The sequence below is a fragment of the Pusillibacter faecalis genome (assembly GCF_018408705.1).
Lineage (GTDB): Bacteria > Bacillota > Clostridia > Oscillospirales > Oscillospiraceae > Oscillibacter > Oscillibacter faecalis.
This window is the reverse complement of record NZ_AP023421.1, coordinates 329,133-347,284: the sequence shown is the minus strand read 5'-3', so window position 1 is coordinate 347,284 and position 18,152 is coordinate 329,133. Positions and strand designations below refer to the sequence as shown.

At 56.9% G+C, this 18,152-nt stretch carries 15 protein-coding genes; 9 read left to right on the top strand and 6 right to left on the bottom strand.

The window, feature by feature from the left end:
• Positions 1–34 precede the first annotated feature (34 nt).
• The 3 genes from KJS55_RS16410 (at position 35) to KJS55_RS16400 (ending at position 3,168) form a co-directional block, all read left to right on the top strand.
• A complete protein-coding gene (locus KJS55_RS16410) occupies positions 35–568 on the top strand; it encodes a DUF4358 domain-containing protein (protein ID WP_187030904.1) in 534 nt (177 codons plus the stop codon).
• A gap of 62 nt (positions 569–630) precedes the next feature.
• On the top strand, positions 631–2,058 hold the full coding sequence (locus KJS55_RS16405; RefSeq protein WP_187030902.1) for an MBOAT family O-acyltransferase: 1,428 nt from the start codon (positions 631–633) through the stop codon (positions 2,056–2,058).
• 12 nt (positions 2,059–2,070) lie between these two features.
• Positions 2,071–3,168: a DHHW family protein gene (locus tag KJS55_RS16400; RefSeq protein ID WP_213543884.1), complete on the top strand. Its 1,098-nt coding sequence runs from the start codon at positions 2,071–2,073 to the stop codon at positions 3,166–3,168.
• Between the two features lie 138 nt (positions 3,169–3,306).
• Here the strand turns inward: KJS55_RS16400 and KJS55_RS16395 are convergent, their stop codons facing one another.
• Together KJS55_RS16395 and KJS55_RS16390 are read right to left on the bottom strand one after the other, a co-directional pair.
• Positions 3,307–7,239 (bottom strand): M56 family metallopeptidase, encoded by a 3,933-nt coding sequence (locus KJS55_RS16395; protein WP_213543883.1) that lies wholly within the window; start codon positions 7,237–7,239, stop codon positions 3,307–3,309.
• Entirely contained in the window at positions 7,236–7,613 is a 378-nt protein-coding gene (locus KJS55_RS16390) for a BlaI/MecI/CopY family transcriptional regulator (protein WP_213543882.1), read from the bottom strand. Before KJS55_RS16390 ends, KJS55_RS16395 begins: the two co-directional genes overlap by 4 nt.
• Positions 7,614–7,971: 358 nt before the next feature.
• On the opposite strand from KJS55_RS16390, the gene KJS55_RS16385 reads away from it, so the two are divergent.
• A complete protein-coding gene (locus KJS55_RS16385; RefSeq protein WP_213543881.1) occupies positions 7,972–10,407 on the top strand; it encodes an ATP-dependent helicase in 2,436 nt (811 codons plus the stop codon).
• 23 nt (positions 10,408–10,430) lie between these two features.
• On the opposite strand, the gene KJS55_RS16380 is transcribed toward KJS55_RS16385, so the two are convergent.
• The 4 genes from KJS55_RS16380 to KJS55_RS16365 all read right to left on the bottom strand — a co-directional run bounded on the left by KJS55_RS16380 (position 10,431) and on the right by KJS55_RS16365 (position 12,859).
• Entirely contained in the window at positions 10,431–10,904 is a 474-nt protein-coding gene (locus KJS55_RS16380) for a helix-turn-helix transcriptional regulator (protein ID WP_187030892.1), read from the bottom strand.
• 75 nt (positions 10,905–10,979) lie between these two features.
• Positions 10,980–11,618: a pentapeptide repeat-containing protein gene (locus KJS55_RS16375; protein WP_213543880.1), complete on the bottom strand. Its 639-nt coding sequence runs from the start codon at positions 11,616–11,618 to the stop codon at positions 10,980–10,982.
• Positions 11,591–12,238: an HAD family hydrolase gene (locus KJS55_RS16370; RefSeq protein WP_213543879.1), complete on the bottom strand. Its 648-nt coding sequence runs from the start codon at positions 12,236–12,238 to the stop codon at positions 11,591–11,593. The genes KJS55_RS16375 and KJS55_RS16370 overlap by 28 nt, the downstream gene beginning before the upstream one ends.
• A gap of 3 nt (positions 12,239–12,241) precedes the next feature.
• Positions 12,242–12,859, bottom strand: coding sequence for a DNA-3-methyladenine glycosylase (locus tag KJS55_RS16365; RefSeq protein ID WP_213543878.1), 618 nt, complete (start codon positions 12,857–12,859; stop codon positions 12,242–12,244).
• A 117-nt stretch (positions 12,860–12,976) separates the two neighbouring features.
• On the opposite strand from KJS55_RS16365, the gene KJS55_RS16360 reads away from it, so the two are divergent.
• From KJS55_RS16360 to KJS55_RS16340, 5 genes are all read left to right on the top strand, one after another.
• Positions 12,977–13,885 carry a DMT family transporter gene (locus KJS55_RS16360; protein WP_187030883.1) on the top strand — a complete coding sequence of 303 codons (909 nt, stop codon included), beginning with the start codon at positions 12,977–12,979 and terminating at the stop codon, positions 13,883–13,885.
• Positions 13,886–14,018: 133 nt separating this feature from the next.
• The gene (locus KJS55_RS16355; RefSeq protein WP_187030881.1) at positions 14,019–14,738 is read left to right on the top strand and encodes a WecB/TagA/CpsF family glycosyltransferase; all 720 of its coding nucleotides are present in this window, start codon (positions 14,019–14,021) and stop codon (positions 14,736–14,738) included.
• Positions 14,735–15,400 carry a dTMP kinase gene (locus tag KJS55_RS16350; RefSeq protein WP_187030878.1) on the top strand — a complete coding sequence of 222 codons (666 nt, stop codon included), beginning with the start codon at positions 14,735–14,737 and terminating at the stop codon, positions 15,398–15,400. The genes KJS55_RS16355 and KJS55_RS16350 overlap by 4 nt, the downstream gene beginning before the upstream one ends.
• A gap of 373 nt (positions 15,401–15,773) precedes the next feature.
• Positions 15,774–16,931, top strand: a complete 1,158-nt coding sequence (gene mltG / locus KJS55_RS16345; RefSeq protein ID WP_213543877.1) for an endolytic transglycosylase MltG — start codon at positions 15,774–15,776, stop codon at positions 16,929–16,931.
• Entirely contained in the window at positions 16,921–18,150 is a 1,230-nt protein-coding gene (locus KJS55_RS16340; RefSeq protein WP_187030873.1) for a peptidase U32 family protein, read from the top strand. Before mltG ends, KJS55_RS16340 begins: the two co-directional genes overlap by 11 nt.
• Positions 18,151–18,152: the final 2 nt, after the last annotated feature.

Genomic DNA, 18,152 nt, shown 5'->3' with positions numbered 1-18,152 from the left:
TCCGTTCGTCATACAACGAGAAAGGAAGTGCAATATGAAAAAATGGATGATGCTGGCCGCGGCCCTGGTACTGCTGACGGCCATGACCGCCTGCGGCGGCAATTCTGACAAGGAGAACGCAGATAGTTCGGAGGTGGCGTTGGACAGCTTTTATGCGGGGCTGGCAGAGGAATACCACTGGACAGAGGATGCGGCTGCCAGTGAGGCAGACGAGCTGCTGCTGAGCAACATAGAGGGAGAAATGCTGGACTCCTACTACCCCGGGCTGAGTGAAATTGCTACCAAGCAGCTGGTGGCGAAGGCGCCGCTGATGTCCGCTGTTGTGAACGAGGTGGTTTTCCTACAATGTGAGACAGACGAGGACGCGGACAAGGCTGCGGAAATTCTTCAGAAACGCATTGACTACCAAGTGGGAGATGAAACCAACCCCGGAGGAGCCTGGTATCCGGAATCCATTGAGTCCTGGAAGCAAGCGCAGGTCATCCGGGAGGGGACCTATGTAGCCATGATCGCCTCGGCCGAGCACCAGGCGGACATTGCCGAGAAATTCCAGCAGCAGTTCCAGTGACAAGCGGACAGCCGCAGCGCCCCGCTGCGGCTGTTTTAGTCTGTTTAGGAGGATGAGACCCCTTGATATTCAGCAGTCTGACCTTTCTCTTTGCCTATTTGCCGCTGACGCTGGCGGTCTATTTTCTTGTGTCGCTGCGGTGGCGAAATCTCATTTTGCTGCTGGTCAGCCTGTTCTTTTATGGCTGGGGGGAGCCGGTCTATATCACCATCATGCTCCTCTCCATTCTGATTGACTATACCCATGGGCTGCTAGTGGAAAAATACCGAGACAACGACAAAAAGGCCCGCTGGTTTGTGACCCAGTCGATCATCTTCAACCTGTTTTTGCTGGGCTTTTTCAAGTACGGGACCTTTCTCGCCGAAAATCTGTATCTGCTTACTGGAATCCAGATCCCGGAGAGCGTAACAGTTCTGGGGGTTACGGTGCCGCTTCTGGGAGTGCCGCTGCCTATCGGAATCTCTTTTTATACTTTCCAGACCATGAGCTACACCATTGATGTCTACCGTCGGGACGCTCCAGTGCAGAGAAATCCTGTTACGTTTGGAGCTTTTGTCACTATGTTCCCTCAGCTGATCGCTGGCCCCATTGTCAAATATAAGACTGTGGCGGCGGAGCTGGAGCACCGGACATATACCATGGAGCAGTTCGCACTTGGCGCCCAGCGCTTCTGCGTGGGACTTGCCAAAAAGGTGCTGCTGGCCAACTCCATCGGCGCGCTGTGGGAAGCGCAGCTGGCGGCCCAGTCCGCCGGGACGCTGACGGTCTTCGGCGGCTGGATGGGGCTGCTGGCGTTTGGCTTCCAGATCTACTTTGATTTCTCCGGTTATTCCGATATGGCTATCGGTCTGGGGCGGATGCTGGGCTTCCGCTTCAACGAGAACTTTGATTACCCCTACCTCGCCGCCTCTGTGACGGAATTTTGGCGGCGGTGGCATATGTCCCTCACCAGCTGGTTTCGGGAGTACCTGTATATCCCGCTGGGGGGCAACCGTGGTGGGATCGCCAAGACGCTGCGCAACCTCCTGATTGTCTGGTTCTGCACGGGCTTCTGGCATGGAGCCAGCTGGAATTTCATCTTATGGGGGCTCTACTTTGCTCTCTGGCTGATTCTTGAAAAGTATGTCCTTCGGGATTTACTGGCCCGGACGCCGGCGGCAGTCAAACATTTGTATACACTGGCAGTGGTGTTTGTAGGCTGGGGCCTCTTCGCTATGGAGGACCTGTCAGTGTGTGGGAGGTATCTCGCGGCCTGCTTTGGTGCGGCGCCGGCTTGGAGCGCAGTGGACGGCTATACACTCCGCAGCTACGCTGTCACGTTTCTGCTGTTGGTTGTAGCCTCTACAAATTGGGGGGCTCGGACTTGGGCGCGCATTCCAGATCGGGCGCGGAGAATTCTGGCTCCGGTCCTGATGGCACTGTCCCTGGTAGTCTGCACGGCGTATCTGGTGGACGGCAGTTACAATCCGTTTCTCTATTTCCGCTTTTAAGGAGGACGAGCCATGACAACAAGATACAGCCGCTTTTTGTCTGCGTTTTTCTGCCTTTTTCTGGGAGGACTCTTGGTATGGCACATTCTGCTGCCGGACCGGGCAAGCTCAGAGACGGAGAACCGCACCCTGGCCCAACGGCCGGACTTTTCCTGGGCGGCGCTGGTGGACGGTAGCTACACCGCGGCGGTGGAGGAGTATTTTGCTGACCAGTTTCCCCTCCGGGATGGTTGGACGGGCCTGAAGGCCAGAACGGAACAGCTCCTTGGAAAATCAGAGTTCAACGGCGTGTATCTCTGCGGGGACACACTGATCTCCAGGGTGGAAACACCGGATGCGGAGCAGGTGGAGAAGAATCTCTCTTATGTGAAGCGGCTGGCGGAGAGTACCGCCGTTCCAGTGACCTTTGGCCTGATCCCGTCGGCGGCGGAGGTCTGGAAGGACAAGCTGCCTGATGGCGCGGCCAGCTGGGATCAGACAGACCTGCTGGAGGAGAGCGGAGTGGATTTTCTCACGGCCCTCTCCACCCACGCCGGCGATCAAGTTTTCTACCGCACGGACCATCATTGGACCACACTAGGGGCCTTTTACGGGGCAAATGCTCTGCTGGAGACTTGGGGAATAGAACCACTAAGGGTAGAAGACTTTACGCCAGAAACGGCCTCTGACAGCTTCAATGGCACCCTCTACTCTCAGTCTGGTATCCACTGGCTCAGACCGGATAGCATAGAGTTTTGGGCGAAGGAGGACGGCCTGACCGTGACCTCCTGGCGGACAGGGAAGCCGGAGCCTGCGTCCCTCTACGACCGGTCATATCTGAATGTTAAAGACAAGTACTCTGCCTTCCTGGGTGGTAATCAGCCACTTTGTGTCATTAAAAATGAGAATCTTCCGGAGGGAGAGAAAGTGCTGGTCATCCGAGATTCCTACGCGGATTCCCTAGCGCCTTTTCTGGCCCAGCGCTTTGCCGAGGTGCATCTGCTGGACCTACGCTACTACCGGGCCTCTGCCGCCCAGTACGCTGAGAAACATGGAATGGACCGGATCGCGGTGTTGTATAGCGCCCAGAACTTCATCTCCGACCGGAACCTGGTGTTGCTGGCCCAGTGAAGCGGCTTTGCCGTATAACTCGCCATAGGTGGGTGGGGTACCACGACAAACAGTCAACAGCGGGCACATGGTTATTTGGCTGTGCTTTGTATAGTAAAAAGAACGCCCTAATGGGCGTTCTTTTTACTTGAGGAACATTTATGGACCGGTGCCAGTGCCGTCGCACCGCCATCCCTCCTCCGTCCTGTACAGGACGCCCACCTGAAAGTTCTCAAACGCGCCCTCCGGGGCCTCTCCGTACCGGCCGTCATAGTCCCCGGTGTTGCCCGCCATCTGGTAGTTCCGGGCATGCTGGGTTTCCGGGACAAAGATGCGGGTATAGGAGAACCAGAACCGCTCATGGCCTTCGCTGGCATCCGGATAAGAGGTCTCCGGCATATCTGCCCAGCTGTCCACGCCGGCGATGGCCCGCACATAGGTGCATGCAAAGATGCTGCCGGAGGTAACGGCCAGCGCAGACTGTGTTGCCGCGTCGGACCAGGCCTGGGCGATCTTCAGATGGCTCTGCCCCTCATCTGGGATCAGAATATCTGCTTGAAGGGCATCCCATTCAAGGCCATCATACCACTCCCGCAAAGCAGAAAAGAGGGTGCCGTCATAAACGGCGTCCGCACCCGTAATAGGGGCTGCCAGCCAGACAGTCTCATCTCGAAGCGTGCAGCGGACCAGATTAACGCCTTGCCAACACTGGACGGAAGCGGCACCGTTCCCGGAACTCAGCGTTAGGGAGGCGGCATTCTCCGGTGGAACAGGGTTATCGGCAAAGGTCCAGCGGAAGTCCGAAGGGTAGTTTTCCAACCGGTAGCTCCAATAGTCCTCCAAAGCTGCCGGATAGGCTCCGCCGCCCCGGCCGTCTGCCAAGGTTAGATCCAGCGTGACAGAGCCAGCCATCTGTTCAAGCGTCGTCTGAAGTGTCCGGCCTGCCTCGGTGGGTGCGCCGGCCACTGCCGCCAGCAGCTGGCCGTACGCCTCCCGGCCAGATTCTGTCAGGGCGGAGGAATTCCACTCCAGGTTCTGGAGGCCGCCAGAGAAGAGGGAGCCGTCATCCGTATCGGCGATAGAGGTGGCATATTCCGTCAGCTTGCCAAGAGCCGCCTCCTGCTCCTGGGTGTCATACCGGCCCATCAGATTCAGGAAGATGGTCTGATTATCATAGAACATATAGTAGAGGTCCCTGGGCCGGACCTGGGAGGGGGGCAGCAGGTCATTTTCCAGCAGCACCCGGGCAAGGCAGGCGGCGAACATGGGGTTATCACTGGTTCTGCCCACGTCAGTGGGGATGCTGCTCTCCAGCAGCGTGGGGCCGCTGTCGGTCAGAGTATGGAACACCAGGAGGTTATCGGAGTTCATGCCACCCACCCAGCCGTCCTCGTCCATGTACATGCCGCCGGCCATCACAGTCAGTGCGGGGGTGGCGGTGTGGAGCTCATAGCCGTAGGAATAAACCTGGATTCCAAGCTCTGGGTAGGCAGGGGCGGTATCCACCAGCTCCAAAGAGGTGATGCGCCAGTCGTCCCATTCCGCCTGAGTGCCGGAATCATGCCACACGCCGTTCACATAGGACTGCTGGCCGGTATGGGTCTGCCACCAGGAAAGCTCCTCTAATACATGTTCCCGGGCGGCGGAGAGCACCATTTCCGGCGCGTCGATACTGTCTGCGATGTGGTCGGTGTAGGCAGCGGTGTCCTTGTAGACCAACAGGTTTTCTCCGTCGAAATAAATCCGGCGGACGGCGGTACCGGACACATTTGCTTCACCGGAGAGGGGGACGGAGGCACACAGAAACAGACATCGACGGTTGGTGTCGATGAGGCTGTAGTCCCACCCGATCATTTCCGGCCAGTTGTTTTCCAAAAGCGCGGTGATGTCTGCATGGTAAAGCTGCCCACCCCGCTGGAAAAGCAGTTGATTTCCATCCGTGAACAACTCGCTGGCGCCGTCGCCGTCCAAATCAAGAATTGCCGTGTCACCTCCATAAACCCGGGCCAATAGAACAGGGGTATCCGGGTCCTGGAAATAGTAGTAATCGTGGATGATACTTCGCTGGTAATCCAGGATAGATTCCTGAGTCAGATAGGAGAGCACCAGTCCCTCATAGCCAAACAGGTCGGAGAAGAAGTCGATGGAGACGTCGTCCAGGCCCGTGCCCTCGGGGAAGGTGAAGAAGCAGCCCGCGTCCCAGGCGATCATCCGGCTATTTCCGACGGCCTCGTCATAGATTACGGCGGCGTAGAGATTGCCGTCGGTGGAGAGATAGGGCCGGAAAGAAATCTCGCTGCCATCCATGCCGTGGATGAGCATGCCGCCGCCCCGCTCTGCACAGTCTCCGATACGGCGGGTCACGGCGACTGGCTCTGGCTGATAGGGGGCCAAGTCCGTCAGAGGAATGGTCAGCACCGGTTCTACCTCCGGAAACACCGTGGAAATCACGGGCCTTTTACTGGGGAGGTTGGACACAAACCAAAAGCTCCCGTCCGGCTGCTCCTCCAGCGTTACGCAGGCCCAGGGATATTCCGCATCCGTCCAGGCTGCATCCTCAAAAGCCCAGCCGGGAGCGCCGGAACCATATACACCTGCAGAGCGGTAGTAGAGCTGGATGGTGTTCCCGATCCGTTCTCCGGCGGTGATGAGGACGTTGGCGAAATAGTTGGTATCGCCATGGGCCCAGTAATAGGCGTCATACTGCGAGAGATATGTGAAGTTTTCCAGTCCCTTGCCGGTGGTTTCCTCCACGCTCAAGCCAGTGTACTGATTCAACAGAGTGTCCATATCGGAGGTCGTGGCCTTGTACCGTGGGCAGTCCGGCAGTTCACTGCCATAGACCAGGGAGTCTTCTTCGGCACTGGAACCGGTGATGCCGTCAAATGTGCTGCTGTTGGGGATGCCGCAGTAGAACAGCTCATAGAGGTCGATGTCCTCCGGCCGCTCATAGAGAGAAACCAGGAACTGATTGCGGATATTTGTGCCGGAGACGTCGTTATTGAAAAATTCCTCATTGAAATACGCCAGCTCGTCGCCGGTGAGGGGGCGGGCTTCCGGCTGCTTGGCTCCGGTAAAGGTGACGGCGCATACCACCGCTGCCAGAGCCAGCACCAGGAACAAGGCGGCGCTCTTGGTCTGGCGGTTCTCGGCAATCCGGGTGATCCGGTCCCGTAGATGCCGCTTGTCTGAGGTCATGGTGGTGGCGGAGAGCAGGGGAGAGGACGGGCCTCTTCGAACGGGGATCAGAGCCAGCAGCGTCCGTCCATAGGCAATACGCTCCTCTGCATTCAGGCGGGCCAGAACCGCCTCATCGCACGCCAGCTCACAATCGGTTTTAGATGCCGCGGCTGCTGCCCACACCAGCGGATGGAACCAGTATACCGCTAGGCACACGACGCGCAGCAGCGACCAGAGGGGATCGAAATGCCGGGCGTGAGTCTCCTCATGGGCCAGCACATACCGCAGGTTCTCCGGCGAGGCAGCTGCCGCCGGCGTCACATAAATGGCGGGGCGCAGCAGGCCAAACAAGCAGGGGGAGGGCAGTCCAGCATCCACCCAATAGACTGGATATTTGAAACCTTCTACCTGATAAGGTATTCTCACTTTACAAAGCTTGCGCCAAAAGCGTAAGTTAGAGACCAGCAGCCAGACTGCCATGCCAGACATGCCAGCCAGCCAGACAGAGTACAGAAAGGCTTCCAGGCTGATTTGGCGGGCATATTGCACCGTATGGGTGACGTCTTTTTGATCCGTGAAAACACGGGTGTTATCTTGGGTTGCACGATCCAGGGCGATCCGCTGATAGTCCGATGGAGTTCGCTCCTGAACAGGTGTGCTGTCTGGTGCGGTAACACTTTCCCGAATAGGCTCAATATAGAGAGCTTGGGAACCGATCTGCCGTCCCATTGGCTCTGCTGCTGTCAACACGGAGAAGTCCACGGCGGGGAGGCTTACCGGTAACAGCAGCCTCGCCAAAACCAACCCCCACAGGGCATACTGCACACGCCGGGGAATGGAATTGCGGAAAAGCCACCGCAAAAGCAGCAGTGCTGCAATCAATACGGAGGATGTGAAAAGAACTTCTTTCATGACTGTGCACCTTCTGCCCTTTCCAGGATAGCAGCAAGCTCCGCTAGGTCCTCCTCACTCAGTGCACGGCTCTCCACCAGGCTACTGACCATCAGTCCCAGGCTGCCACCGTAAACTTTGGAGAGAAAGCTCTCCGTCTCCGCTAGGGCCGCGTCCTCTCGCTGCACGGAGGGGAAGTAGCGCCGCGCCCTGCCACCGGGTTCATACCGAACAGCGCCTTTGGTCTCCAGCCGGGAGAGCATGGTGATGATGGTATTCTTGCTCCAGCCGGTCTCCGCCCGCAGGACCGCCGTCAGCTCTGTGATGGTCTGTGGCGAGCGGGCCCACAGGTGGTTCATCAGCTTCCACTCGCTGTCGGACAAATTGACGTGCATGTTCTCACCTCCTAGATGGTATACAATTGTCTACCAGAAACATATCAGAGAGGTAGACGTTTGTCAACCTCAAAATAGTTACAAAAAATGACGGAACAGGCAGTACCTGTCCTGCCGTCAGGAGAAATCAGTACCCCCAAAGCAGCAGAGCATACATACAATCCCCAGGGTATAGAACTCGTATTCCGGCAGACGAAAGGGAATGTAGAAAAGAAATCCTATGTAAGCCATCTGTCTGATAAAAGGTTTCGGCGATGGCAGAGGGGGAGAAGCTATAAGGCTGTTTTTGCGGTTGACCCGCCCCGCATTTTGCCGTAAAATAGGAGCTGAGAATTTTTAGATATAATGGAGATCACATATGCAAGACTTCAATTCCCGATACATCGCCGCGCGCAAAGCAGTGATCGCTCGGGACCTTCAGAGACTTAACCCCATGCAGCGCAAAGCCGCCATGACTACGGAGGGGCCGCTTCTCCTGCTGGCGGGCGCCGGCAGCGGCAAGACCACGGTGCTCATCCAGCGGGTGTATACACTTTTGACCTATGGGCGGGGTAGCGACTCAGAAGAGGTACCAGAGTGGGCAGAGGAGGAAGACATCCACTTTTTGGAGGCGTTTCCGGACCGGCCTACGGATCTGGAGCTTGACCGGGCTCACCGTCTGTGCGCCGTAGATGTGCCCCGGCCCTGGGAGATTATCGCCATCACCTTTACCAACAAGGCGGCGGGGGAACTGAAGGAGCGCCTCGCGGCCCGTCTGGGGCCGATGGCCAACGACGTCTGGGCCTCCACCTTCCACTCCGCCTGTGTCCGGATTCTTCGGCGGGACATTGACCGCATCGGTTTTGACAAGGACTTTACGATCTACGATACCGACGATGCTAAGCGAGTCATCAAGGATATCGTGAAGGAGCAGAACCTGGACGAAAAGGCTTTCCAGCCCAAGAGCGTCCTGGCCGCCATCAGCCACGCCAAGGACCAGTACGAGACGCCGGAGGATTTTGCCCGGCGCTGTGAGACAGAAAACGACTGGAAAAAGAGCCGGATTGCAAAAATCTATGCCGCCTACCAGAAAAAACTGATGACTGCTAACGCGCTGGACTTTGATGACATTATCTTTCACACTGTAACACTGCTGCAGCGGGAGCCGGAGGTCCTGCGGTACTATCAAAATAAGTTCCGCTATGTGCTGGTGGATGAGTATCAGGACACCAACCATCTCCAATATCTCCTCACAAGCCTCCTGGCGGGCGGGTACAGGAATCTCTGTGTGGTGGGCGATGACGACCAGTCCATCTACCGTTTCCGGGGCGCTAACATTGAGAATATTTTGAGCTTTGAGCAGCAGTATCCAGACGCCCGGGTGATCCGCCTGGAGCAGAACTACCGTTCCACCCAGAACATTCTGGATGCCGCCAACGCCGTCATTCAAAACAATGTGGGCCGTAAAGGTAAGACTCTCTGGACCGACAACGGCGGTGGGGAAGTTGTAACCGTCAAGACCTCCTTCAACGAGGGAGACGAGGCCAACTTCGTGGTAGGAGATATCCTGATGGGCGTGAACCGGGGGCGGCGCTTCCGGGACACAGCGGTGCTCTACCGAATGAATGCGCAGTCCAACGCACTGGAATACGCCATGAAGCGCAACGGCATCCCTTATAGAGTGGTGGGAGGCATGAAGTTCTTCGACCGGGCGGAGGTCAAGGATGTGCTGGCCTATCTCTGTGTGCTGAACAATCCGTTAGATGACCTGCGGCTGCGGCGGATCATCAACAACCCAGCCCGGGGTATCGGCGCTACCACCATGGACAAGGTGGCGGTCCTGGCGGAGAGCCAGGGGGCGTCGCTTTACGAGATCATCCGTAATGCGGACCTGTTCCCGGATCTCAAAAGCGCCTCCGTCAAGCTGCTGAAATTCGCGGACCTCATCGACGGGCTCCGCCGCCAGGGGGCGGAGCTAGCCCTGCCGGAGTTTTACGACGTGGTGTGCGACCAGACCGGATACGTCCGGGCCCTAGAGGAGAAGAACGACATGGAGAGCCGGGGCCGGATTGAAAACGTCCAGGAGCTCAAGTCCAACATCCTGGGCTTTCTGGAGCAGGACCCGGAGGACGCCACTCTCTCCGGCTTTTTGAACGAGATCGCCCTGTACACGGATCTCGACAGCGTGGAGGCGGGGGACGACTGCGTCACCATGATGACGATCCATTCCGCCAAGGGCCTGGAATTCCCGACGGTCTATGTGGTGGGGATGGAGGAGGGCATTTTCCCCGGCGCCTCCGCCCAGTACGACCAGGAGGAGCTGGAGGAGGAGCGACGGCTGTGCTATGTGGCTATGACCCGCGCCAAGGAGAAGCTGACCCTTACCAACGCTCGGCAGCGGATGCTGTACGGCCGCACCAGCGCCAACCGCCCCTCCCGCTTCCTGGAGGAGATTCCGGAGGACAACATGCGCTGGGAGGGCAAGCCCGAGCCGCGCTTTGGCGGAATGGAGGCGACCTTTGGCGGCGACCGCTGGGAGGGCGGCGCTTCCGGCGGATACGGCGCGCCTTCCACTGCACGGAGTGGCGTGTGGGTAAGGTCCCAGCGCGCCCAAACACTCTCGCGGGGGAGCGGCGCTGCCCCTATGCTGCAGCTTAATCAGGGCGATATGGTTGAGCATACCGCCTTTGGAAAGGGCATGGTGCTGTCCGTCCGTCCCATGGGGGGAGATGCCTTGCTGGAGGTGGCCTTTGATCAGATGGGGACCAAGAAGCTGATGCTGAAATCCGCCGGGAACCACCTGAAAAAATTATGAAAGCAGGAGCCGTGAACACGTGTTCACGGCTCCTGCTGTTTCCCAACGCTTAAAATCCTGGATAATGACAGCAAAACCACACCCCGGATCAGAGCCGGATACCAGATGGAAAGAGCGCTCTTCCACTGGAAACCCCAGCCGACGCCGCCATCCGGAGTCTGAACGGCCCCGCTGCCGGCCCAAATGCCGGAGAGCAGCCCAACAGCCCACACAACAACACCCAGCCAACGGCACCAGAGTTCCCACGGAATCCTCTGATACCAGGGAACAGGGAATCCCAGCGGCTCCCCATAGATCAGGCGCTCAATGGGAACCGACAGCGCCAGGGCAAGCAGCTTCAGACTCTCAAGATCGGGCATGGTTTTCCCAACCTCCCAATTGGAGATCGTCTGCCGCGTCACGTAGAGTTGGGCCGCCAGCGCCTCCTGAGACAGGCCGGAACGCTTGCGTTCCGCGCAGATCCGCTGCCCTACCAGATTGGTATGTTTCCGGAACATGGAATGCCCTCCTTTCCCACATCAGAGAATATCACGGGAAGATCTTTGCGGTCAAGCAAGGATTCCTTGCCGCGCTCAGGGCACAACCTCAATACCTAAAATCCGGGCAACCACGGCAGCCTGACTTGCGTCGATCCTGGCGCCTTTGAGTTCGGAACAGGTCTCTGAGAGGGTAATGCGGTCCAGCGTACAGGTAGAGAGGTCGCATCCCCGGAGGCTCGTTCGGAAGAAATCAGCACCGGTAAAATCCACGTGCTGAAAGACGGTTTTCCCAATTCGGCTCTCCGCCAGGGTAGATTCCGTGAAGCTGCTGCTATCAAGCGTGCAGTGGTCCCATACCGTGCCGACATAATTTCCGTAGCGGAACCGCCCACCCTCCAAACGGCAGCTTTTAAAGCGCGCCTTCCGGAAGTCGGCGCCGTCCGCTTTACAGCCATCAAGGAGCACACGCTGCCAATAACTGCGGGACAGGCGGCAGCTTTCAAACTGACAGTTCTGAAAACAGGCGTCATAAAGGGACGCACCGGAGAAGTCACAGCCCAGGAACCGGCAGGCATGGAGATGGACATTTCTGCAGGTGAGCTCCGAAAAATCGGCTTGTTCCACCACTGTATGTTCCAGGGTCAGATCCTCCAGCCGGTCTCCGCTCTCCCGGGCGGCCTGAAGGACTTGATACAGCTCCTCGCTCATCTGCGCCGCTGCTCCGGCAGCCACAAAAGCTCCTCAAAGCTCCTGATATATACGTCGCAAAAGCTCCGCATCTCTTTTTCGTCCTGAGCGAAATAGTTGTCATACACGCCAACAACCCGCATTTTAGCGGCCCGAGCGCCCCAGCAGGCGGCGAGACTGTCGTCAAACACCGTGCAGTCCTCCGGACGGACGCCGCCGGCCTTGGCTGCAGTCAGCCAGATCTCCGGCGACTTTTTCTCAAGGCCCAGGTCATGGGCGAAGGTGATATTCTCAAAATACTTCTCCAGGCTCAGGGCCTTGAGCGCCGTGCGGCAATGTTCCGGTACGCTGGATGTCACCACGGCCAGCCGCCGACCCTCGGCTTTGCACTGCTTGAGATAGGCGCGGACGCCGGGTTTGATGCTGACGTGGGCGTAGAGGTCCTCTGCAAGCTCCATCCACTCCGCCATGATTTCCTCGCAGCTCTCCGGGAGATTGCAGAACTCTTTGGTAAACTTGGCGGCTAGAGGAAAAATGGTATGGGCCACGCCCTCATAATAGGCATGGGTGTAAGGAAGGCCTCTCCTGGCCAAAAACTCCCGGTCCACGTTCTTCCAGATGCCGTTAGAGTCAATCAAAGTACCGTCTAAATCGAATAAAAACATACTTTACACCTCTTTTTCCAACCAGAACCTCCAGGGAAAGTCCCGGGCCTCCTCCGCGTAGTCCACGCCGATGCGGGGGCCGGAACAAAGCCGCTCCTTAGCTGGTATGGGAGCAGGCAGACCGATGTCCTCGGGACCGTCGCATACAAAAAGGGTATCACCAGTCAGGTCCAGGCCGTTTTCGTGTCTGGTCAGGGAAAAACCCTGGCAGACCTTTCCAGGACCGTTCAAAAAGTTTTTCAAACGATAGGCCGTAAGCGGCTTTTCCCCATACCGAAGCTGCTGCATCCACTCCGTCCCCGCGACAGGCTCCACAGAGCGCACCAGGACCGCCGCCGGCTCGCCCTCCGGCTCTGTCACAAAATTCAGGCAGTGGTACATACCGTAGATCAGATAGATATAGGCATGGCCTGGAGCGAGAAAAAGAGTTTCCGTCCGTGCAGTCCGCCGGTAATGGTAGGCGTGGCAGGCTTTGTCGCATCGGCCAATATAGGCCTCGGTCTCTGTGATGCGGCCGGCGAGAAACCTACCCTTCCATTGTCGGACGAGAACTTTGCCCAACAGGTTTTGGGCGGTCTCGACGGTATTGCCGCTGTAAAATTCCCGGGAAAGCCTTGCCATTTTATCACCTCAGTGCTACAATAAAAAACTGTTTTGACCGTCTGCTGACCAATGCAGCGGGGCGCATGAATTCTTGATTTCCCAGTATATCACGGAAGAGAGTGTGGAGCAAGTCCAATGAAAGCCAATCAAATTCGCCAAACGGTATTCCCTCTGCTGACAGCGTTCATCTGGGGCACCTCCTTTGTGGCCCAGAGCGTGAGCACAGATCATATCGGGCCCTTTACTTTCAACGCCGCGCGCTCTATCGTGGCATTTTTGTCTCTGTTGGCGCTGACGTTCCTTTTGCGCCAGATTCGGCAGCGGGATTTCCAAGGAGCTGTGGAAGTACCATCTGCGGCCAGACGGGAACTGCTCTTGGGAGGGATTTGCTGCGGTGCTGCGCTGACCATGGCCTCCTATTTCCAGCAAAAAGGGTTGGAGACGACAACCGCTGGGAAGTCGGGGTTTATCACGGCGCTCTATATTGTCATTGTACCCATTGCGGGGGTTTTTCTAAAAAAGAAGGCTCCACGGACTGTTTGGCTCAGCGTGGTGCTGGCGGTGGCGGGACTATACTGCCTTTGCATCACAGAGGGCTTCTCTATAAATGAGGGCGACTGTTATACGATGGTATGTGCCCTGTGTTTTTCCGCCCATATTCTGATCATTGACCACTTTACAAAAAAAGTAGATGGAGTCGAGCTCTCCTGCGTGCAGTTTTTGGTGGCAGCGGTTCTCTCCGCAGCCGGAATGCTTTTGACAGAATCCCCCTCCTGGGGGGCTCTGCGGATGTGCACGTGGCCGATTCTCTATGCGGGATTTTTCTCCAGCGGGGTGGGCTACACGCTTCAGATCCTGGCGCAGAAAGATTCCAATCCAACGGTTGTGTCGCTGCTGCTGAGCCTGGAATCCGTGTTTGCCACGGTGGCGGGGGTGATCCTCCTGCATGATCAAATGAGTGGACGGGAATATGTAGGATGTGTATTTATGCTGGCGGCGGTGGTTTTGGCCCAGTTACCGGACCGAAAGCGAGTTTTTTTATAAGTCTTGAAAGGCGGGGAGGAAGCTCTCCGCCTTCTTGCTGTGGATTGTCGGAAGAGTGCCGATTTAGGGTTGAACAACCCCAATAGTTTGTGGTATACTATCAAACTGTATGAGTATGTTGAGAGGTGGTACCATGCGCGTCGATGTGCTGGGCGTCGGATTTGATAATGTCACGATGGATGAGGCGGTGGGCCGGGCCGTGAAATTTCTGGATGGAGATCAGGCCCGCTATGTAGTCACCCCCAATCCAGAGATTGTAGAGGTGTGCCGCGAAAATCCGGCGGCCAGAGCTGCGGTCAATGGGGCAGCTCTGGTGCTTCCGGATGGCATCGGCGTCATCAAGGGCGCGGCCATGCTGGGAACCCCCTTGAAGGAAAGAACTCCCGGTATTGAATTTGCCGCCCGGCTGATGAAGCGTATGGCGGCAGAGGGGAAATCCCTTTTTTTACTGGGAGCGAAGCCGGGGGTGGCGGAGACGGCCGCGCAGCGACTGGCGGCTCAATATCCCGGGCTGCAGATTGCCGGCGTTCACGACGGTTACTTCCGAGAGAGTGATCCCGTAGCCGCTGAAATTGCCCACAGTGGTGCTGATGTGGTGTTCGTGTGTCTGGGTGCACCCAAGCAGGAGCTTTGGATGGCGGAATATGGTCCGGCCACTGGAGCACGGCTGCTGTGCGGACTTGGCGGCAGTCTGGATGTATTTGCCGGGACTGTGGAGCGTGCGCCTGAATTCTGGCGGAAGCACGGCTTAGAGTGGTTTTACCGGCTCTGCAAGGAGCCGAGGCGTATTGGCCGTATGATGAAGCTGCCGCTGTTTTTGGTACATGTGAAGCAGGAAAAGAGGCGAAAATGAGCGGAAAATTGATTGTATTTGAGGGAACAGATGGCTCCGGTAAGGCGACGCAGACAAAGCTTCTGTGCCGCTATTTGGAGCAGTATGGTATCCCCTATCGCAAGGTGGATTTCCCGCGGTACGGACAGCCCTCTGCCGCCATGGTGCAGGAGTATCTGGCCGGAAATCTTGGCAAACACCCTGGCGACGTGAATGCCTATGCTGCATCGTTGTTTTATGCGGTAGACCGCTATGCATCCTATCGGCAAGACTGGGGAAAGTTTTACGAGAGCGGCGGACTGATTGTGGCGGACCGCTACACCACATCCAATGCGGTCCACCAGGCTGCAAAGCTCCCTGATGCGGAGAGAAAGCCTTATCTGGACTGGCTTTTTGACATAGAGTATCGGCTGCTGGGCCTGCCGAAGCCGGACCTAGTGGTTTACCTGGAGATGCCAACCCTGCTGACAGAACAGATGCTGCGCAGGCGGGAGCAATCTACTGGCGCTCAAGCAGACATCCACGAACAGGATGAGGAGTATCTGGAGCACTGCCATACCAATGCGGAGGAGGTGGCGCGGCTGTGCAGCTGGTCTGTGATTCACTGTGCCTCTGGGGGAAAGCCCAGATCACCGGAGGATATTCATCGTCAGGTTTTGGAGCTGGCAATGAAAATTCTGTAGGCATGTCCCGGCGTGCTGCGGAAAGAGCGGGACGCAGAGCGTCCCGCCTCGCTAAGAGAACCCTTAGCAGCAAGTGTCATTGCAGCCGCAGTTGCAGTTATGGTTGCAGCCGCAATTACAGCCACAGCTGCCGTTGCTGAAGCCGTTGTTCCCGCAGCAGCAACAGATCAGGACGATGAGAAGGATGATCCACAGGCAGGAACAATCGTTGTTTCCGTTGTTAAACCACATCTTTGTCACCTCACTTTGAGACTTTGAGATATTCTATGCACCGTCGTTCCACGGAGAGCCTGGCCTTTTGAAAATACTCTGTGGGACAAGTAAAGATTGCGATGTACTCCGTTGGAACAGACGGAGAGGAACGGAGGATTCCATGGCTGATTACAAACGCGGGGATACCGCAAGCTGGGATAAGGAGCAGGTCCGCCAAAGTGAGCGGTCCCGTCAAAGCGCACAGCAAACCGGTCGGAAGCGGCGCAGACGCCGGCGGGTGAACCCACTGCTATATGCACTGTGTGTGGTGCTCTCCTCGGCGATTCTGGCCGGAGTTGGCTGGCTGCTGGCCTCGGACCTGTGCGCCTTTAACAAGGAGGCGATGACCACTACGGTGGAGATTACAGCAGATGACAGCATTGGTTCTGTGGCTGACAAGCTGCAAGAAGCCGGCTTAATTAAGTACAAGTGGTTTTTCCGCCTTTTTGCTGCGGTGGCAAATGCCGATGAAAAGATCGGCATGGGCACCTATGAGCTCAATACAGAGATGGACTATCGGGCGCTGATCATGGCCATGCAGAGCTCCTCCGGCAATATGAACAGCAACACGGTTACGGTGACAATTCCGGAGGGATACACAGTGATGCAGACCATTCAGCTGCTGGCGAAAAACGGTGTGGCCACGGAGGAAGCCTTGTTGGAGGCCGCCAAGACCTATGATTTCAGCTACGATTTCATTGACAACGCTTCAGAAGACCTCAGTCGACTGGAGGGCTATCTCTTCCCAGACACCTATGAGTTCTATACGAACATGTCCAAACCGGAAAATGCACTGGACAAGCTGCTCTCCAACTTCAACAGCAAGCTGGACGACGACCTGCTGGCGGAGGCGGAGACTCGTGGCTATGATCTGAAAGATATCGTCACCATCGCCTCCCTGATCGAAAAGGAGACCGATGGTACGGACCGAGAGCGGATTGCTTCTGTGATCTATAACCGTTTGGAGGGCCCCGGTGACAAGGCGGGCACCTATGGGATGCTGCAGATCGATGCATCGCTGCTCTATGGTTTGGAGGATCATGAGGGTACCATCACCAATGCGGACCTGCAGACCGACACCCCCTATAACCTCTATAAGTATGCGGGACTTCCTCCCACGCCGATTGCCAACCCAGGTCTTGCTTCCATCGAGGCAGCGCTGGAGCCGGAGAGCACGGACTACTACTATTACGCGCTGGGAACGGATGGGCTCCACCACTTCTTCACCAATTACAGCGACTTTACCAGCTTCCTCAACAGTGACCAATATGGCGGATAAACAGAGAAAACCAGAGCTGCTGGCGCCGGCGGGGGACATGGAACGGCTGAAGATGGCTGTTCTCTATGGCGCGGATGCGGTGTACCTGGCTGGGACGGACTTTGGCATGCGGGCTTTTGCCGGGAACTTCCCGGCAGAGCAACTGCAGCCAGCGGTGGACTTTGCCCACAGCCATGGTGTCCGAGTGCACTGTACCATCAATACGATGCCACGGAACGATGAGATCGCCCGGCTCCCGGAGCACCTGGAGCGGTTAAATGATGCAGGAGTGGACGCCTTGATTGTGGCGGATATGGGAGCCTTTACCCTGGCAGGGAAATACGCGCCCAGATGCCAGCGGCATATCTCCACCCAGGCCAGCATTTGCAATTATGAGACCGCACGGGCTTGGTATGAGTTGGGAGCCTCTCGGGTTATTTTGGCCCGAGAGTTAAGCCTGGAGGAAATCCGGGAAATTCGGGAGAAGGTACCTGAAGCATTGGAAATAGAAGCATTTATCCATGGTGCCATGTGCGTGAGCTACTCAGGACGGTGCTTGCTCTCCAACTATATGACAGGCCGGGATGCCAGCCGGGGGGCATGCGCCCAGCCTTGCCGCTACCGCTATGCGCTGATGGAAGAAAAGCGTCCCGGCGAATACTTTCCCATTGAGGAAGATGACCAGGGGGCCTATATCCTCAATTCTCGGGACATGTGCATGATAGATCACTTGGAGGATTTGGTACAGGCGGGACTGGACAGCCTGAAAATTGAAGGACGGGCCAAATCTGCCTATTATGCGGCCGTTGTTACTGCCTGTTACCGTCACTGTTTGGATGACGTTTTAGCAGGGCGGCCGGTAGATCCGGTCTGGCGGAAAGAAGTGGAGCATGTGAGCCACAGGCCTTACTCCACGGGGTTTTATTATGGCTATCCCGGTCAATATTACGAAAATTCTCGCTATCTTAGGGACTGGCAAGTGGTTGCGCTTGTCATAGAATGCGACGCGGAAGGGCAGGCAACCCTATCTCTGCGTAATAAATTCCATACTGGTGACACAGTGGAGTTGGTAGGACCTGGTGTGCGGCCTTTCTCCATCACGGTGCCGGTGATGGCGGATAGCGAAGGACAGCCTTTGGAAGAGCCCAGGACGCCGCAGATGATCTTCCATATGAAATTACCGCAGGCGGTGCCGCCCTATACACTTGTGCGCCATGCGGTAGAGTTATCGGCGAAATAAGA

Excerpts from the sequence above, each read along its gene's own strand:
- KJS55_RS16340 (WP_187030873.1), top strand. The coding sequence starts at position 16,921 with ATGGCGGATAAACAGAGAAAACCAGAGCTGCTGGCGCCGGCGGGGGAC.
- KJS55_RS16410 (WP_187030904.1), top strand. The coding sequence starts at position 35 with ATGAAAAAATGGATGATGCTGGCCGCGGCCCTGGTACTGCTGACGGCC.
- KJS55_RS16350 (WP_187030878.1), top strand. The coding sequence starts at position 14,735 with ATGAGCGGAAAATTGATTGTATTTGAGGGAACAGATGGCTCCGGTAAG.
- KJS55_RS16385 (WP_213543881.1), top strand. The coding sequence starts at position 7,972 with ATGCAAGACTTCAATTCCCGATACATCGCCGCGCGCAAAGCAGTGATC.
- KJS55_RS16365 (WP_213543878.1), bottom strand. The coding sequence starts at position 12,859 with ATGGCAAGGCTTTCCCGGGAATTTTACAGCGGCAATACCGTCGAGACC.
- KJS55_RS16370 (WP_213543879.1), bottom strand. The coding sequence starts at position 12,238 with ATGTTTTTATTCGATTTAGACGGTACTTTGATTGACTCTAACGGCATC.
- KJS55_RS16390 (WP_213543882.1), bottom strand. The coding sequence starts at position 7,613 with ATGCACGTCAATTTGTCCGACAGCGAGTGGAAGCTGATGAACCACCTG.
- mltG (WP_213543877.1), top strand. The coding sequence starts at position 15,774 with ATGGCTGATTACAAACGCGGGGATACCGCAAGCTGGGATAAGGAGCAG.
- KJS55_RS16395 (WP_213543883.1), bottom strand. The coding sequence starts at position 7,239 with ATGAAAGAAGTTCTTTTCACATCCTCCGTATTGATTGCAGCACTGCTG.
- KJS55_RS16380 (WP_187030892.1), bottom strand. The coding sequence starts at position 10,904 with ATGTTCCGGAAACATACCAATCTGGTAGGGCAGCGGATCTGCGCGGAA.
- KJS55_RS16360 (WP_187030883.1), top strand. The coding sequence starts at position 12,977 with ATGAAAGCCAATCAAATTCGCCAAACGGTATTCCCTCTGCTGACAGCG.
- KJS55_RS16400 (WP_213543884.1), top strand. The coding sequence starts at position 2,071 with ATGACAACAAGATACAGCCGCTTTTTGTCTGCGTTTTTCTGCCTTTTT.
- KJS55_RS16355 (WP_187030881.1), top strand. The coding sequence starts at position 14,019 with ATGCGCGTCGATGTGCTGGGCGTCGGATTTGATAATGTCACGATGGAT.